The following is a 14,895-nucleotide window of genomic DNA, read 5'->3' on the forward strand; positions in this document are numbered from 1 at the left end:
ATGCTGCGCATGCAAAACCTGAGCAAAGTCTACCGCACCCACATGATCGAAACCCACGCGCTGCGCGGCTTCGACATCCATGTACAACAAGGTGAATTCGTCACCGTCACCGGGCCGTCCGGTTCGGGCAAGACGAGCTTCCTGAACATCGCCGGCCTGCTTGAGGAATTCACCGACGGTGAATACATCCTTGACGGCGTCAACGTCAGGGGCATGGACGACAATGCCCGCTCGCGCCTGCGCAATGAAAAACTCGGCTTCATCTTCCAGGGTTTTAATCTGATTCCCGACCTGTCTCTGTTCGACAACGTCGACGTGCCGCTGCGCTACCGCGGTTTCAACCGCGCCGAGCGCAAGGAGCGCATCGAGGAAGCGCTGGCCAAGGTCGGCCTGGCATCGCGCATGAAGCATTATCCGGCCGAATTGTCGGGCGGCCAGCAGCAGCGCGTGGCGATCGCGCGCGCGCTGGCCGGCTCGCCCAAGCTGCTGCTGGCCGATGAACCGACGGGCAACCTGGACACCCAGATGGCGCGTGGCGTGATGGAGCTGCTGGAAGAGATCAATGCACAAGGCACCACCATCCTGATGGTCACGCACGATCCGGAACTGGCGCTGCGCAGCCAGCGCAATGTGCACATCATCGACGGCCAGGTGTCGGATTTGGTGCAGCACCGCGCCTCGCTGTCGGCCAAGCCGCAGCACCCCGTGACCGCGTAAGGAGAGAACATGTTCCGCTACTATTTCACGCTGGGCCTGCGCAACCTGCGCCGCAACCGCGCCCTGACCGCACTGATGGTGCTGACCCTGGCCGTCGGCGTGGCCGCCAGCGTCTCCACCGTCACCATCCTGCACGCCATGTCGGGCGATCCGCTGCCGCACAAGAGCGACCGCATGTTCGTGCCGATGATCGACATCCTGCCCGTCAAAGGCTACGTGCCAGGGGAAAAACCCGGCTTCGCGCAAGTCCAGATGAGCTATATCGATGCGCGCAATTTCATGGCCAGCAAGGTGGGCGTGCGCCGCACCGTCATGTACGGCGTGGCCGGTCCCGTCGAGCCGGCGCGCAAGGATATCGGGTCGTTCAACTCCCAGGGCATGGCGCCCACGCGCGACTTCTTCAGCATGTTCGACGCCCCCTTCCTGTACGGCCAGCCATGGAGCGAAGCCGATGACGCCAGCGGCGCCGACGTGATTGTCCTAAGCCGGGCGCTGGCCGAAAAACTGGTGGGCACGAACAACCCCGTCGGCCAGCGTGTCACGGTACTGGGCCGGCCCTACATGGTGACGGGCGTGCTGGCGACCTGGGACGTGGTGCCCCGCCCGCACCACATCATCGGCAGCAAGGGTGCCTTCGGCGCGGAAGACGAATTCTTCATCCCGTTTGCCAGCGCGATTCGCCACGAGGCGGAGCATGACGGCGGCATGAGCTGCCATGGCGACCAGACAGCCCCCGGCTTCCAGGGCCGGCTCGACTCCAGCTGCACCTGGCTGCAGTTCTGGTTCGAAATGGCCAGCAGCGGCGAACGTGGCCAGCTGCAGCAATACCTGGACGCTTACGCGGGCGAGCAGCGCAAGCTGGGACGCATGATGCGCAATGCGCCCAACAAGTTGTACGACCTGAACGAATGGATGGCCTTCCTGAAGGTGGTCGACAACGACAACAAACTGGCAGCCTGGCTAGCCTTCGGCTTTCTGCTGCTGTGCCTGGTGAACACCATCGGCCTGCTGCTGGCGAAGTTTTCCGTGCGTGCCAGCGAGGTCGGTATCCGCCGTGCGCTGGGCGCCACACGGCGCGACATCTTCCGCCAGTTCCTGATCGAAAGCGGCGTGATCGGCCTGGCCGGCGGCGTGATCGGCCTGCTGCTGGCGTTTGGTGCCCTGGCCGTGGTCAGCAAGCAGTCGGAGGAACTGGGCACCGTGGCGCACATGGATGTGCCGATGCTGCTGCTGACGTTTGCCATGTCGGTGCTGGCGGCCCTGCTGGCCGGCCTGTTGCCCACCTGGCGCGCCTGCCAGGTGACGCCGGCGATCCAGCTCAAGTCCCAATGACATCCACTTATTCACTATGAGGTCCAGCATGGAAATCCGTCCCATCCTGTCGGCGCTGATGCGCAGCAAAACCGGCGCCATCCTGGTGGCCGTGCAGATCGCCATCAGCCTGGCCATCCTGGCCAATGCCCTGCACATCGTCAACCTGCGCCAAGCCGTGGCCGCACGGCCCACCGGCGTGGCCGCTGAAAACGACATTTTTTATGTCAATATCCAGAATATGGACCGCGGCAGCCACCAACGCCAACTGGCCGAGCAGAAGCGCCAGGCGGCCCTGCTGCGCGCCTTGCCGGGCGTGCTGTCGGTGGCGCAAACGTCGCAGGCGGTGCTGTCGCGCTCCGGCAACTCCACCAGCGTGTCGGCCAAGCGCAGCCAGGTCACGCCCAGCGCCAACATATCGACCTACGTCACCCCCGATGCCCTGGTCAAGACCTATGGCTTGAAGCTGGTGGAAGGACGCGACTTCCTGCCGGAGGAGGTACCCGAGATCGATGAAGATGTCGACGACAGCTACCCCAAGGTGGCCATCGTGACGCTCGCCGCAGCGCAAAAAATCTGGCCCGGCGAAACGAGCTTTGTCGGCAAGACGCTGTACAAGGGCACCGGCGCCGATGATCCAGAGCTGCGCGTGGTCGGCGTCGTCGAGCGTCTGCAAACGCAGGTCGGCCAGGTCAGGGCCGAAGGCGAATACTCGATCCTGCTGCCGGCGCGACTGACGGGAGGACGCGATACACTGCTCTACGCGGTACGCGCCGAACCGGGCCAGCGCGACCGCTTGATCAGGGAAGCGGAACAGGCCATCCGCAGCGCCAGTAGCGACCGCCTGCTGGTGCGTATCGACACTCTAGAACAGCACCGCCAGTTGCGCTATCGCGCCGACCGCGGCCTGTCATGGATGCTGATCGCCGTGTCGACCTTGCTGCTGCTGGTGACGGCCAGCGGCATCGTCGGCATCGCCAGCCTGTGGGTGACGCAGCGCAGGAAGCAGATCGGCGTGCGGCGCGCGCTCGGTGCCCGCCGCATCGACATCCTGCGCTATTTCCTGACCGAGAATTTCATGATCACCAGCGTCGGCGTGGCATGCGGCGTGCTGCTGGCATTGGGCCTGAACCAGCTGCTGGTAAGCCAGCTGGAAATGGCGCGCCTGCCGCACGGCTATCTGCTGGCCGGCGCGCTGGTATTCTGGCTGCTGGGCGTGGGCGCCGTGTACGGCCCGGCATGGCGCGCGGCCAGTATTTCACCGGCCACTGCCACCCGCAGTACCTGAGCCGGCACCTGAGTGATATGCTGCGCGCATGCCTACCGTACTGATTATTGACGACAATGCCGCCGTGGCCATCGCGCTGGACGTGCTGTTCTCCCTGCACGAGATCGACGCCGTGCGCGCCGCCTCGCCCGAGGAAGGCCTGCAGCTGCTCGAACGCCACGCCATCGACCTGGTGGTGCAGGACATGAACTTCACGGCCGATACCACCTCGGGCGAGGAAGGCAGCGCGCTGTTCCACGCCATCCGCGCACGCCATCCGGACCTGCCCGTGATCCTGTTGACGGCCTGGACCCAGCTTGATGCGGCCGTCGACCTGATCAAGTCCGGCGCGGCCGACTACCTGGCCAAGCCATGGGATGACCGGCGCCTGATCGCCAGCGTGCAAAACCTGCTGGAACTGGGACAGGCCAACCGCGCGCTGCGCCAGCGCGTGGTGGCCGAGCAGCGCCAGCGCCACGCGCTGGAACACGACTTCGACCTGCGCGGCATGGTGTGGCAAGACCCGGCCACCGAACGCGTGGTGCACCTGGCCTGCCAGGTGGCGCGCGCCGACGTGCCCGTGCTCATTTCGGGGCCGAACGGCAGCGGCAAGGAACGCATCGCCGCCATCGTGCAAGCCAATTCCCAGGTCGCCGGCGGTCCCTTCGTCGTGCTCAATTGCGGTGCCGTGCCGGTCGAACTGATCGAGGCGGAACTGTTCGGCGCGGAGGCCGGCGCCTATACTGGCATCACGCGCGCGCGCGATGGCAAGTTCGACGCGGCCGACGGCGGCACGCTGTTCCTCGACGAGATCGGCAACCTGCCGCTGGCAGGACAAATGAAACTGCTGCGCGTGCTGGAAACGGGACGCTTCGAGCGTCTCGGCTCGAACCGCGAGCGGCAAGTGAAAGTGCGCGTCATCAGCGCCAGCAACGCCGACCTGCCGGCGATGATCAAGGCCGGCACGTTTCGCGAAGACCTGTTCTACCGCCTGAACGTGATCGAACTGCGCCTGCCGCCGCTGGCCCAGCGCCCGCTTGACATCCTGGTGCTGGCGCAGCATTTCCTGGGCAGTGAAAAAACCCTGGACGCCCAGGCGCAGGCCACCCTGCTGGCGCACGGCTGGCCAGGCAATGTGCGCGAACTGAAAAACGTCATGCAGCGCGCCAGCCTGCTGACGGCCGGTCCGCTGATCCGCGCACAGGAAACGGGCTTGCCGCTGGCGGGACTGCCATCGCTGCGCGCGCCGCAGGATGCCGCCGCGACGGAACCGGATCGCGACAGCGTCACCGCAGCGCTCGCACGTGCGCACGGCGTGGTGGCGCAGGCGGCGCAGGAACTGGGGCTGTCGCGCCAGGCGCTGTACCGGCGCATGGAACGCCTGGGCATCGCGCGCGGCTGATGGCCTACCGTCCCATGCGCCTCTCCCTGCTCACGCGCTGGACGGCGCTGATCGTTACCTTGCTGGTGCTGGGCATCGTCATCGCCCTGCTGCTCGCGCATTTTTTACCCGACCAGCCGCTGCTGGTACTGGCGGGGACCCTGCTGTGCGTGCTGCCGGTCGCCGTCATTACCATCCGCGCCCAGCTGCAGGCGATGCTATCGCTGTTTCGCGCCTTGAGCGGCACGGTCGCCAGCTACCAGGACGGCGACTTCGGCTTCAGCTTGCGCTGGCCGCAGAACGATGAACTGGCCGACCTGGTGGCGGCCCACAATGCGCTCGGCGACGTGCTGCGCAAGCAGCGCCTGGACCTGGTGCAGCGCGAACTACTGCTCGACACCATGGTGCAAAACACGCCGGTGGCCATGCTGCTGGTGGCCGAGGGCAGCGCCATCGTCTACGCCAACCTGGCCGCGCGCCAGTTGCTGCACCACGGCCGCCGGCTCGAAGGGCATCACCTGGCCGACATCGTGCAGCAGGCGGCACCGGCCCTGGCCGAAGCGCTCGCGCGCCGCAACGACGGCTTGTTTACCAGCGGCGAGGGGGAACAGGAAGAGGTGTATCACCTGGCGCGGCGCAGCTTCAGCCTGAACGGGCGCAAGCACGAACTGCTGCTGTTGCGCCAGCTGACCCTGGAACTGCGTCGCCAGGAAGTGCAGACCTGGAAAAAAGTCATCCGCGTCATCAGCCATGAACTCAACAACTCGCTGGCACCGCTGGCCTCGCTGGCTCATTCCGGTGCCGAGCTGGTACGCCGCGGCCAGACGGAACGCCTGCCGCAAATCCTCGCCACCATCGAAGAGCGCACGCGCCACCTGGAAACCTTCATCCTCGGCTATGCGCGCTTTGCCAAGCTGCCCGCACCGCGCCTGGCGCCGTGCGAGTGGCAGCCTTTCCTCGATGGCCTGGCCTCGCAGGCGCCCTTCAGGCTCGACTGCCCGCCGCCCGCGCAGGCGGCCGTGTTCGATGCGGCGCAAATGCAGCAGGCACTGCTGAACCTGCTCAAGAATGCGCTGGAATCGGGCTCGCGGGAAGAGCACATCGGCCTGCACGTCAGCCAGGCGCAAGGGCAGTTGCGCATCGAAGTGCGCGACCGCGGGCCGGGCATGAGCGGCGCCGTGCTGGAAAACGCGCTGGTGCCGTTTTATTCCACCAAGCGCAGCGGCACGGGACTTGGCCTGGCGCTGGCGCGCGAAATCGCCGAAGCCCATGGCGGGCGCATCACGCTGGCCAACCGCGAGGACGGCGGCCTGGCGGTAACCTTGATTCTTCCCTTGCTGGACAGAAATTAGTTACTGGCGCAACGATTTTTCCATCACATGCTGCGCAATTATTTTTCAGTATTATATTGATAATTAGAGTTTTTAATATTGCAACATAACGAGCGCCATGCCCGTGTGTTAGAAATAAGCTATTTAAGTTTGCATAATGATATAAAAATAGCTCATTGACAATGAAATGTCCTGGCGATAATTTATCTGAGCGGTACGGTTTTTTTGAAACATTAATCGTTTTTTCGCGGGGATAAAAATGAAACTGAAATCACTCATCGCAGTAGCACTCTTGAGCGCGGCTTCCATCGGCGTAGCGCAGGCGACAGCGTACAACGTGGACCTGACCAACACCACCGGCAACCTGTGGACGGGCGGCTTCAACGCCACACCCAGTCCGCTCGGCGCCTTTACCGACACCTTCACCTTCACGCCCGACGCCACTTTCGGTTCGACCGCGCAAGCCTTCCTGGCCAACCTGTCGGTCACGGGCAGCGATGCTTCGTCCATCAACTTCAGCAGTGCCAACCTGAACGGCATCGCCCTGACGGGCTTTGGCGGACCCACCGTCTTCGGCTATGCCCAGGGCGAAGTGCTAGCGCCAACCAACCTGCTGTTCAACGGCCCGATGGTCCTCACCGTGATGGGCAACAGCAATGGCGGCAGCTATGGCGGCACCTTCAACCTGAACCTGGCCCCCGTTCCTGAACCAGAAACCTATGGCATGCTGCTGGCCGGCCTGGGCGTACTGGGCTTCCTGGCACGACGCCGCAAGCAATCTTGAGCTCCCCACCAAAAAGACGCTGCGGCGTCTTTTTTTCTTCCGGCTGCTAAACTGGCGCCATGACGACCGACTTCACCTCCACCAGCCATACCGCTTTCAGCCACCCGGGCCACCCGCCTGCCACCACCACCGAACACCGCGGCATCCGCTACCTTCACCTGGGGACCAAATGGGTGCAGGGCGCCATGCGCCTGGACAAACCCGATGCCATCGAGCTCGAATACGTGCAGATGATGATGATGTGGATGCTGTTCAAGACGCAGCCCAAACGCATCGTGCAGCTGGGCCTGGGCAGCGCCGCGCTGACCAAATTCAGCTACCGCCGCTTCCCCGACGCCACGGTCACGGCCATCGAACTCAATCCGAACGTGATCGCCATCTGCGGCGCCCAGTTCGCGCTGCCGCCGAACGACGCGCGCCTCGACGTGCGCGAAATGAATGCGCTCGACTTCGTGCTCGATCCGGCCAACCACGGCACCGTCGATGCGCTGCAAGTGGACCTGTACGACGAAGACGCGCGCGGCCCCGTGCTCGACACGCCCGAGTTCTACCAGGCTTGCTTCGACTGCCTGACGGACGACGGCATCATGTGCACGAATGTCTTCGGCGACTTCCCCAACTACGACAAGAATCTGCAGGCGATGGAACTGGTTTTCGACGCCGTCGTCTGGGTGCCGGAAATGGAAGATGAAAACATCGTCGTGCTGGCCTTCAAAAAATCGCCGTCGCTCGACTTCAGCGATTTATACGAACGCGCCGGCACCATCAAGAAGCAGTTCAACCTGCCCGCCAAGAACTGGGTCAACGGCTTGAAGCAGTGGATGCAGGACCAGCAATAAGGTAGCTGCATCACGCCGGCAGCAGTCCACCCAGGCGGCGCGCCAGGCCATCCATGTTCTCGGCCGGCACCTGGGCATAACCGAGCAGGAAACCATTCCAGCCCACCCCGTCTCCCGTACCATGCGCGGACAGGGCCAGCGCCACGATGCCGTCCTGCGCGGCGCTGCGGCTCAGCGCCAGGTCATCCCATGCGCGATCGTGAAAACGCAGCGCCAGGTGCATGCCGGCCGTGCCGCCATGGATGGCCGCGCCGCCGCACGCATGACGCTGCAAGGCCTCGCCCAAGGCGTCGCGGCGCTGGCGATACAGGCGGCGCATGCGCCGCACATGGCGCGCAAACAGGCCGCTGCGCAGGAACTCGGCCAGCGCCAGCTGTTCCGCCACCCTCCCCCGCGCGGCGCCCTGCGCCTGCATCTGCGCGAAGGCCCCGGCCAGCGCGGCCGGCACGACGATAAAGGCGATGCGCAAGGCGGGAAACATGGTCTTGCTGAAGGTTCCCAGGTACACGACGGGCGCGTCGGCCACCAGTCCCTGCATCGCTGCCAGGGGTGGGCCGCCATGGCGAAATTCGCTGTCGTAATCGTCTTCGATAATCAGGGCGCCGGCCACGCGGGCGCGTTCGAGCAGCGCCATGCGGCGCGCGGGACTGAGCACGCTGCCCGTCGGATACTGGTGCGACGGCGTGGTGTAGACGAGGCGCGGCGGCGTGTCGCGCCAGTCGTCATCCGTCGGTGCGATGCCGTCCATGTCGACCGCTATACCTGTCACCTGCAAGCCCGCGCCACGGCCTGCCGCCAGAGCGCCGCCATAGCCTGGATGCTCGATCCACAAGGTGTCGCCCTGGTCGGCAAAGGCGCGCAGGCAGACATCGAGGCTGCTTTGCGTGCCGTCCGTGATGAACACCTGGCCCGCATCGCAGACGACGCCGCGCGCGGCGCGCAAATGCTCGGCAATGGCCATGCGCAACGACGGCTCGCCGGCCGGGTCGCCGTAATTGAGCTGGCGCGGCGTCAGCGCGCGCCAGGCGCGGTCCAGCATGCGCCGCCACTGCGCCAGTGGAAACTCATCGAGCGCCGGCACGCCAGGCGCAAACGCGCCCATGGCGTCGGCGGGAAACACTACCGAGGCATTCACATCCTGTCCCGCCACGCCGCGCAAATGCTGCGCGCGGCGCGACAAGCCACCGTTGCCCCCTGCCGCAGGCGCGGCCGCCGGCACACCGGCGCTGCCGGCGACGACGGTGCCGCGCCGGTCCGGCAAGACAAATCCTTCGCTGGCCAGCTGCTCGTAGGCATACAGCACGGTATTGCGCGCCAGTCCCAGTTCGGCCGCCAGCACGCGCGTGGCGGCCAGCCGCGTGCCGGGCGCCAACTGGCCGCCGCGGATCGCCGCGCGCAGGCATTCATGCAGCAGGCGCTGGCGCGACCAGCCCCGCCCGCGGTGCGGGCGCTCGAACGCGTTCAGCAGCAAAGCGAAGTCCATGCTCCCCCTTCATTGTGGCTCTAAATTATTTGTCGGTTCTGGATCTTTTTTCAGGGCCAGATGCCGATTATAGTGCGGCCTGCTTCTTCAACCAACGGGACTTCCACCATGACCGCGACCGCCCTGCCCCCCAGCCTCCGTACCCGCGTGCGCCGCGTCGCCGAACTGGCCAGCTATGAACAGACCACCCTGTACGCCATCCTCGATGCCGCCTATCTGTGCCATATCGCTTTTCGCGACGACAAGGGCAGCCATTGCATCCCGACCGCCTGCTGGCGCATCGGCGACCACCTGTACATCCATGGCTCGAACGGCAGCCGCATGCTCAAGCAGCTCTTGCTCGACAGCGACGCGTGCGTGACGGTCAGCCATCTCGACGGCCTGGTGCTGGCGCGCTCCGCCTTCAATCACACCATGAACTACCGCTCGGCGATGGTGTATGGGCAGTTTGAGAAAGTAAGCGACATCGGCCAGCAACATGTGGCCATGGATGCGCTGATGGAGAAGCTGGCACCGGGACGTCTGGCGCACGTGCGCGGCGGCAGCGCCAAGGAATACGCGGCCACCACCGTGCTGCGCATCGCGCTCGACGAATGCGCCGTCAAGCAGCGCACGGGCGGCCCGCTCGACGATGCGGGCGATATGGCGCATGCCGTCTGGACGGGCGAACTGCCCTTTTCGCACGGCCGTGGCGCGGCCATCGCCGATGCGCTCAACACCTGCGACATACCCGCGTATGCCGCAACCTGGGGTACGGAATCCGCTTGACCGGCCAGCGTGCTTGCCCGATGATCGGCGTTGATGGCGATCGCCACCAATTGACCAACCGATCCAATCACGCATGGAGCATATGATGATGAAGCGAGTATCCCTGGCCGCGGCCCTGACGGTCATGCTGGCCTGCGGCGGCAGCGACGCGGCGCTGGCCGCCGATGCGGGCGACGCGGCCCTGAAGGCGGCCATCACCGGCAGTGCGCGCACGCCGGCCAACGCGCTGCGCGACAGCGCCCGCCACCCGTATGAAACGCTGACGTTTTTCGGCATCAAGCCGACCATGACGGTGGTGGAGCTGGCGCCCGGCGGCGGCTGGTACACGGAAATCCTGGCGCCCTACCTGCGCGACCACGGCAAGCTGATCGCCGCCGGCAACGACCCGCAGTCAAGCAGCGAAGGTGCACGCCGTGGCGCGGCGCGCTTCCAGCAAAAACTCGACGCCAACCCGAGCGCTTTCGGCAAGGTGGAACTCGGCGCCTTCGCGCCCCCCACCACCTACCGCATCGCGCCCAAGGGCACGGCCGACATGGTGCTCACCTTCCGCAATATCCACAACTGGATACCCATCGGCGACGAGGGCATGAAAACCCTGTTCAAGGAAGTGTATGACAGCCTGAAACCGGGCGGCGTGTTCGGCGTCGTCGAACACCGCCTGCCGGCGAACAAGGCGCAGGATACCACGGCCAGCAGCGGCTACATGCACGAAGCGTATGTGATCAAGCTGGCCGAAGGCGCAGGCTTCAGACTGGCGGCCAAGTCGGAAATCAACGCCAATCCCAAGGATACGGCGGACCATGAGGGCGGCGTCTGGGCACTGCCGCCCACCTACGCCAACAAGGATGTGGATCGGGCCAAGTACACGGCCATCGGCGAGAGCGACCGCATGACCCTGAAGTTCGTCAAGCCGTAAAAAAACGGCGGCGGGCCGATCCGGCGCGCCGCCTGCCAGCCGGGTTGACTGCCGCCTTACAGGTAGATGCCGTACACGCCGCACAGGCGCTTGACCAGCGTGCAGGCGCCGGCATCGCCGTCCGTCACGCACGAGGTATAGGCTTCCTCGCAGGTTTCGCGCGTTGGCAGCGCATATGCGGAAGAACTGATGGCGCCGGCAAAACCGACGGCGGCGCAAAAGACAAAGACGGCTTTTTTCACATTGATCATTTTTATCCCATTCCCAAGAGTTGAGTCGTTATAAAAACCACTGAAGACACAGCCTTCAGCCGCCGGAAACCGCCTGTCGACAGACGAATTCTATGGCGCCCAGAAATAGTAGCACCTTGAAGAGTTATTAAATACGCAAACAAGAAAACAAGATAACGTTTCTTTTTCATTCCATTTCAGGGAATAAAAACCGGCTCGCCGCTTTCCTGCCGCGCATTTGCATGGAAACAGGCGAAAAAAAACCGCAGCACAGGCTGCGATTTTTGTATCGACACCTTATTTCTTCGCTTCCTTCGGTTTCACCGGCACCAGGCTCAAGTCCTGGAAGTCATAGCTGAAATCCGTCTCGGCCGACACGGGCACCATCTTCACGCGGTCGATGCTGCCATCGGGATTGAGCGAGAACGTCACGTAGGCATCGGCGTTGAAGTTGCGCTCTTTCCAGCGCACGATGAAGGTGTCGTGCTGCCAGTGTTCCAGCTCGCCCGTCAGGTCCGGCGTGCGCGTGAAGCTGAGGATGTGTTTTTTTCCTTCCGGCTTGATCACGACCTTGCCATACCAGGCATCCTCGTACTCGCCGTCGTACGCCGCCAGCGGCAGCGATGGCTGCGATTTCGCCGCGCGCGCGCTCGACGCCTTGCCCTGCTTCTTGACTTCCTCGGCATGCTGGTCCTGCTCCACCTTGGCCACCAGCGCCAGCCAATCCGACGGCGCCGCCTGCAGATAATGGTCGAGGATGCGCCATTGCAGCGCCGTCATGGAACCGCCATTTTCCGCATTGGTCAGAATGGCCACGCCCAGCTTTGCTTCCGGCACCATCACCACGCGCGAATAAAATCCCTGCAGCGCACCGCCGTGCATGGCCACTTTCATGCCCTTGTAGTCGCGCAGCTGGAAGCCCAGGCCATATGCGCTGAAGTTCGGCTTGGTCGCGGCCAGCGCCGGCTTCGGCTCGGAAATCTTGATCGGCGTTTGCGCCGTCCACATTTCGCGGCCCTGCTTTTCGCTGAACAAACGCGCCTCCTTGCCGTCCTTGTCCTTCACGCCGGCGATCTTGCCGCCGTCGAGCAGCACCATCATCCACTTGGCGATATCTTCCGCATTCGTGTTGATGCCGACGGCGCCCACGGCGTTCGGCACAGGCATCGACTTGACGGCAGCGATCTTGCCGTCGATCTTGCTGTGCGCACTGGCGACGTCGGACTTGCCCGCGTTTTCAAGCAGGCTGGTGGTGGTGCCCGTCATGCCCAGCGGCGCCAGGATGCGCTCATGCATGGCCTCGCCCCAGCTCATGCCCGCCTTGTCGGCGATGATCTTGCCGGCCACGATATACAGCAGGTTATCGTAGGCATAGCTGTTGCGAAAACTCGTGGCCGGGCGGATGTAGCGCAGCTTCTCGATGATCTCGTCGGTGCTGAAGGTGGTGGTCGGCCACCACAGCAAGTCGCCCGCGCCCAGACCCAGGCCGCTGCGGTGCGTCAGCAGGTCGCGCACGGTCATGGCGCCCGTCACGTAGGAATCGTGCATCTGGAAGCCGGGCAGGTGCTTGGTGACGGGATCGTCCCAGGCCAGCTTGCCATCGTCGACCAGCATGGCCAGCGCGGCGGCCGTGAAACCCTTCGAGTTCGATGCTACCTCGAACAGGGTCTGCGCATCGACAGCGGCCGGCTCGCCGAGTTTACGCACGCCAAAGCCCCTGGCGGTGACGACCTTGCCGTCCTTGACGATGGCGATCGCCATGCCGGGCACGTCGAACACTTTCAAGGCGGTGGCGACGTCGCGGTCAAGGTCGAAGGCGGGCGCCGGCGCGGATGCGGCGGAAGCGACGGGTGCGGCGTCAAGAGCCAGCGCCGGCACGGTGATGCTGGAAAACGCCAGCACGATGGCGGCGGCGAGACGGTTCATGGTATGCATGGTCAGGATTTCCCAATAAGGTTCAATGCGCTTGCGCGGCCATCAATTTATCGACGCTTTCCTGCGTCACCGGGTGGTAGCGTTCGCGCGCCTGCGCATACACGTCCTTGGCCCAGACATGGCCTTGCGGCGTCTTCATCAAGGCGCTGTACAGGGGCACGACGAACTTCTGGCGGCCCACGCTCATCAGGAACGCTTGCAGCGGCTGGCGCACATCGTAGCCGGCGTTCACGGAGGCCAGATAAAAGCGGTACGCCACTTCGTTGTTGCCGCTCTTGCCCACACCGTAGGCCTGGTCCAGCTCACGCAATTGCGCCGCGCTGGCCTTGTTGTTGATATCGTTCAGGAAGTGCATCGATTCGATGGCGATCCACTTGTCCATGCCCAGGTCCTTCGTCGCCAGCTCGCCCTTGAGCCAGGCGTCGCGGTGCTGGTCGAGCAGCGCCAGGCGCGGCGAGACGACGCGCTGCGCGCTGGCCGGCACGCCGGTGCCATACAGCCATTCATCGAGTTCCGCTTCCGGCATCACGTCCGGATGCTGCGCCAGCAGGTTCTTGCGCAGGTAGGCGATGAACTGCTCCGTCGTCACGCTCTGGAACGCATGCTGGTCGAACCAGCCGCGCAGGAAGGGGTCGAATACGGCGCGGCCGGCACGGCGCTCCATGGTGGCCAGGAACCAGGCGCCTTTCGGGTAGATGATGCCGTCGTCCGTGTACGTTTCCGCCGGATTGGCGTCCGCATCGCGCGTGATCAATGCCGTCTTCGCTGCCGGCAATTCCTTGATCGAGGCGGCCAGTTCTTCCTGGTCGACCTGCACTCCCATCTGCGCCACTTCGCTGCCATACAGCTGCTCGACGATGCGCGTCGTGACGTAGGTGGTAAAGCCTTCGTTGAGCCACATGTGCTTCCACGACGCGTTGGTGACCAGGTTGCCCGACCACGAGTGGGCCAGTTCATGCGCGATCAGGTCGACCAGGCTGCGGTCGCCCGCGATCATGGTCGGCGTGAGGAAGGTCAGGCGCGGGTTTTCCATGCCGCCGTAGGGGAACGATGGCGGCAGCACGATCATGTCGTAGCGGCCCCAGCCATATGGGCCGTACAGCGCTTCGGCCGCCTGGATCATCTTTTCCGTGTCGGCCAGCTCGTATTCGGCGGCCTTGATGCGCGGCGGTTCGGCATACACGGCCGAACGGGGGCCGAGCTTGCGCACTTCCAGTTCGCCGATGGCGATGGCCAGCAGGTACGAGGGAATCGGCTGCGGCATCCTGAATTTCCAGCCGCCCTTGCCCGTCGCCTTTTCGTCATTCTCGGCGCTCATCACGACGCGCATGCCCGCTGGCGCATCGATGCGCGCGCTGTACGTAAAGCGCACGGCCGGCGTATCCTGCGACGGCACCCACGAGCGGGCGTTGATGCTTTGCGACTGGCTGAACATGAAAGGCAGCTTGCCCGACATGGTCTGCTGCGGCGTGAGCCACTGCAGCGCGATGGCATTGGGGGACGTGTGATAGTAGACGCGCACTTTGCCCGGCTGGCCCGTGGTGGTGATGCGCAGCGCCTGGCCCTTTTCCGGGTCGGCCTTGTCCAGCTGGTACGGCGCCATCTGCCATGCGCCGCGCTTGTCCTGTACCTGCACCTTCGCGATCGACAGGTCGCGCGTGTCGAGCACCAGGGTGCGCGCCGCCGGGTCGATCCAGTTCAAGGACAACTCGGCATAGCCGGACAGGGTCTTTTGCTTGAAATCCGCTTTCAGGTCCAGCTGCAGGTCGCGCGTGCGCACCTGGTCGTAGCGCGCATAGCTGAGGGGATCGGCGTGCGCGGCCAGGGTCACCTGGCAAAGTAGCGCACAGCCCAGCGCGCGCAGGAAGGTCAAAGTTTGCATGGTCGTCTTTTGAATGATTTGCGAAAGCCCCGGTCCGTGTGCGCCGGGGCG

The 14,895-nt window shown here is 64.4% G+C and carries 13 protein-coding genes; 9 read left to right on the plus strand and 4 right to left on the minus strand.

Translation table 11 applies throughout. The annotated features are described in order from the left end of the window. From OX459_RS16190 to OX459_RS16220, 7 genes are all read left to right on the plus strand, one after another. Nucleotides 1–717, plus strand: coding sequence for an ABC transporter ATP-binding protein (locus OX459_RS16190; protein ID WP_077398823.1), 717 nt, complete (start codon nucleotides 1–3; stop codon nucleotides 715–717). Nucleotides 718–726: 9 nt separating this feature from the next. Then, the gene (locus tag OX459_RS16195; protein ID WP_289905803.1) at nucleotides 727–2,049 is read left to right on the plus strand and encodes an ABC transporter permease; all 1,323 of its coding nucleotides are present in this window, start codon (nucleotides 727–729) and stop codon (nucleotides 2,047–2,049) included. 28 nt (nucleotides 2,050–2,077) lie between these two features. Further along, nucleotides 2,078–3,316 (plus strand): FtsX-like permease family protein, encoded by a 1,239-nt coding sequence (locus OX459_RS16200; protein ID WP_289905804.1) that lies wholly within the window; start codon nucleotides 2,078–2,080, stop codon nucleotides 3,314–3,316. A 28-nt stretch (nucleotides 3,317–3,344) separates the two neighbouring features. Continuing rightward, the gene (locus OX459_RS16205; protein ID WP_289905805.1) at nucleotides 3,345–4,697 is read left to right on the plus strand and encodes a sigma-54 dependent transcriptional regulator; all 1,353 of its coding nucleotides are present in this window, start codon (nucleotides 3,345–3,347) and stop codon (nucleotides 4,695–4,697) included. Nucleotides 4,698–4,711: 14 nt separating this feature from the next. Further along, nucleotides 4,712–6,028 carry an ATP-binding protein gene (locus OX459_RS16210; RefSeq protein WP_289905807.1) on the plus strand — a complete coding sequence of 439 codons (1,317 nt, stop codon included), beginning with the start codon at nucleotides 4,712–4,714 and terminating at the stop codon, nucleotides 6,026–6,028. A gap of 238 nt (nucleotides 6,029–6,266) precedes the next feature. After that, nucleotides 6,267–6,791, plus strand: coding sequence for an FxDxF family PEP-CTERM protein (locus OX459_RS16215; protein ID WP_289905808.1), 525 nt, complete (start codon nucleotides 6,267–6,269; stop codon nucleotides 6,789–6,791). A 59-nt stretch (nucleotides 6,792–6,850) separates the two neighbouring features. Next, nucleotides 6,851–7,630: a spermidine synthase gene (locus OX459_RS16220; RefSeq protein ID WP_099665751.1), complete on the plus strand. Its 780-nt coding sequence runs from the start codon at nucleotides 6,851–6,853 to the stop codon at nucleotides 7,628–7,630. A gap of 10 nt (nucleotides 7,631–7,640) precedes the next feature. Here OX459_RS16220 and OX459_RS16225 read toward each other — a convergent pair whose 3' ends face one another. Next, complete coding sequence (locus OX459_RS16225) at nucleotides 7,641–9,113, minus strand: PLP-dependent aminotransferase family protein (RefSeq protein WP_289905810.1); 1,473 nt, start codon at nucleotides 9,111–9,113, stop codon at nucleotides 7,641–7,643. Between the two features lie 108 nt (nucleotides 9,114–9,221). Here OX459_RS16225 and OX459_RS16230 point away from each other — a divergent pair, with 108 nt between their 5' ends. Continuing rightward, the gene (locus tag OX459_RS16230; protein ID WP_289905811.1) at nucleotides 9,222–9,881 is read left to right on the plus strand and encodes a pyridoxamine 5'-phosphate oxidase family protein; all 660 of its coding nucleotides are present in this window, start codon (nucleotides 9,222–9,224) and stop codon (nucleotides 9,879–9,881) included. Nucleotides 9,882–9,969: 88 nt separating this feature from the next. Further along, nucleotides 9,970–10,797 carry a methyltransferase gene (locus tag OX459_RS16235; protein ID WP_289905812.1) on the plus strand — a complete coding sequence of 276 codons (828 nt, stop codon included), beginning with the start codon at nucleotides 9,970–9,972 and terminating at the stop codon, nucleotides 10,795–10,797. A 56-nt stretch (nucleotides 10,798–10,853) separates the two neighbouring features. On the opposite strand, the gene OX459_RS16240 is transcribed toward OX459_RS16235, so the two are convergent. The 3 genes from OX459_RS16240 to OX459_RS16250 all read right to left on the minus strand — a co-directional run bounded on the left by OX459_RS16240 (nucleotide 10,854) and on the right by OX459_RS16250 (nucleotide 14,844). Further along, nucleotides 10,854–11,048, minus strand: a complete 195-nt coding sequence (locus tag OX459_RS16240) for a hypothetical protein (protein ID WP_289905813.1) — start codon at nucleotides 11,046–11,048, stop codon at nucleotides 10,854–10,856. A 276-nt stretch (nucleotides 11,049–11,324) separates the two neighbouring features. After that, complete coding sequence (locus OX459_RS16245; RefSeq protein ID WP_289905814.1) at nucleotides 11,325–12,962, minus strand: serine hydrolase; 1,638 nt, start codon at nucleotides 12,960–12,962, stop codon at nucleotides 11,325–11,327. A 22-nt stretch (nucleotides 12,963–12,984) separates the two neighbouring features. Further along, complete coding sequence (locus tag OX459_RS16250) at nucleotides 12,985–14,844, minus strand: M1 family metallopeptidase (RefSeq protein WP_289905815.1); 1,860 nt, start codon at nucleotides 14,842–14,844, stop codon at nucleotides 12,985–12,987. Between the last annotated feature and the right edge of the window lie 51 nt (nucleotides 14,845–14,895).

Source organism: Janthinobacterium sp. SUN026 (genome assembly GCF_030397625.1).
Classification (GTDB): Bacteria; Pseudomonadota; Gammaproteobacteria; order Burkholderiales; family Burkholderiaceae_D; genus Janthinobacterium; species Janthinobacterium kumbetense.

What these genes read in the sequence shown, in the direction of transcription:
- OX459_RS16190 (WP_077398823.1), top strand. Translation starts at nt 1, where the DNA reads ATGCTGCGCATGCAAAACCTGAGCAAAGTCTACCGCACCCACATGATC.
- OX459_RS16195 (WP_289905803.1), top strand. Translation starts at nt 727, where the DNA reads ATGTTCCGCTACTATTTCACGCTGGGCCTGCGCAACCTGCGCCGCAAC.
- OX459_RS16200 (WP_289905804.1), top strand. Translation starts at nt 2,078, where the DNA reads ATGGAAATCCGTCCCATCCTGTCGGCGCTGATGCGCAGCAAAACCGGC.
- OX459_RS16205 (WP_289905805.1), top strand. Translation starts at nt 3,345, where the DNA reads ATGCCTACCGTACTGATTATTGACGACAATGCCGCCGTGGCCATCGCG.
- OX459_RS16210 (WP_289905807.1), top strand. Translation starts at nt 4,712, where the DNA reads ATGCGCCTCTCCCTGCTCACGCGCTGGACGGCGCTGATCGTTACCTTG.
- OX459_RS16215 (WP_289905808.1), top strand. Translation starts at nt 6,267, where the DNA reads ATGAAACTGAAATCACTCATCGCAGTAGCACTCTTGAGCGCGGCTTCC.
- OX459_RS16220 (WP_099665751.1), top strand. Translation starts at nt 6,851, where the DNA reads ATGACGACCGACTTCACCTCCACCAGCCATACCGCTTTCAGCCACCCG.
- OX459_RS16225 (WP_289905810.1), bottom strand. Translation starts at nt 9,113, where the DNA reads ATGGACTTCGCTTTGCTGCTGAACGCGTTCGAGCGCCCGCACCGCGGG.
- OX459_RS16230 (WP_289905811.1), top strand. Translation starts at nt 9,222, where the DNA reads ATGACCGCGACCGCCCTGCCCCCCAGCCTCCGTACCCGCGTGCGCCGC.
- OX459_RS16235 (WP_289905812.1), top strand. Translation starts at nt 9,970, where the DNA reads ATGAAGCGAGTATCCCTGGCCGCGGCCCTGACGGTCATGCTGGCCTGC.
- OX459_RS16240 (WP_289905813.1), bottom strand. Translation starts at nt 11,048, where the DNA reads ATGATCAATGTGAAAAAAGCCGTCTTTGTCTTTTGCGCCGCCGTCGGT.
- OX459_RS16245 (WP_289905814.1), bottom strand. Translation starts at nt 12,962, where the DNA reads ATGCATACCATGAACCGTCTCGCCGCCGCCATCGTGCTGGCGTTTTCC.
- OX459_RS16250 (WP_289905815.1), bottom strand. Translation starts at nt 14,844, where the DNA reads ATGCAAACTTTGACCTTCCTGCGCGCGCTGGGCTGTGCGCTACTTTGC.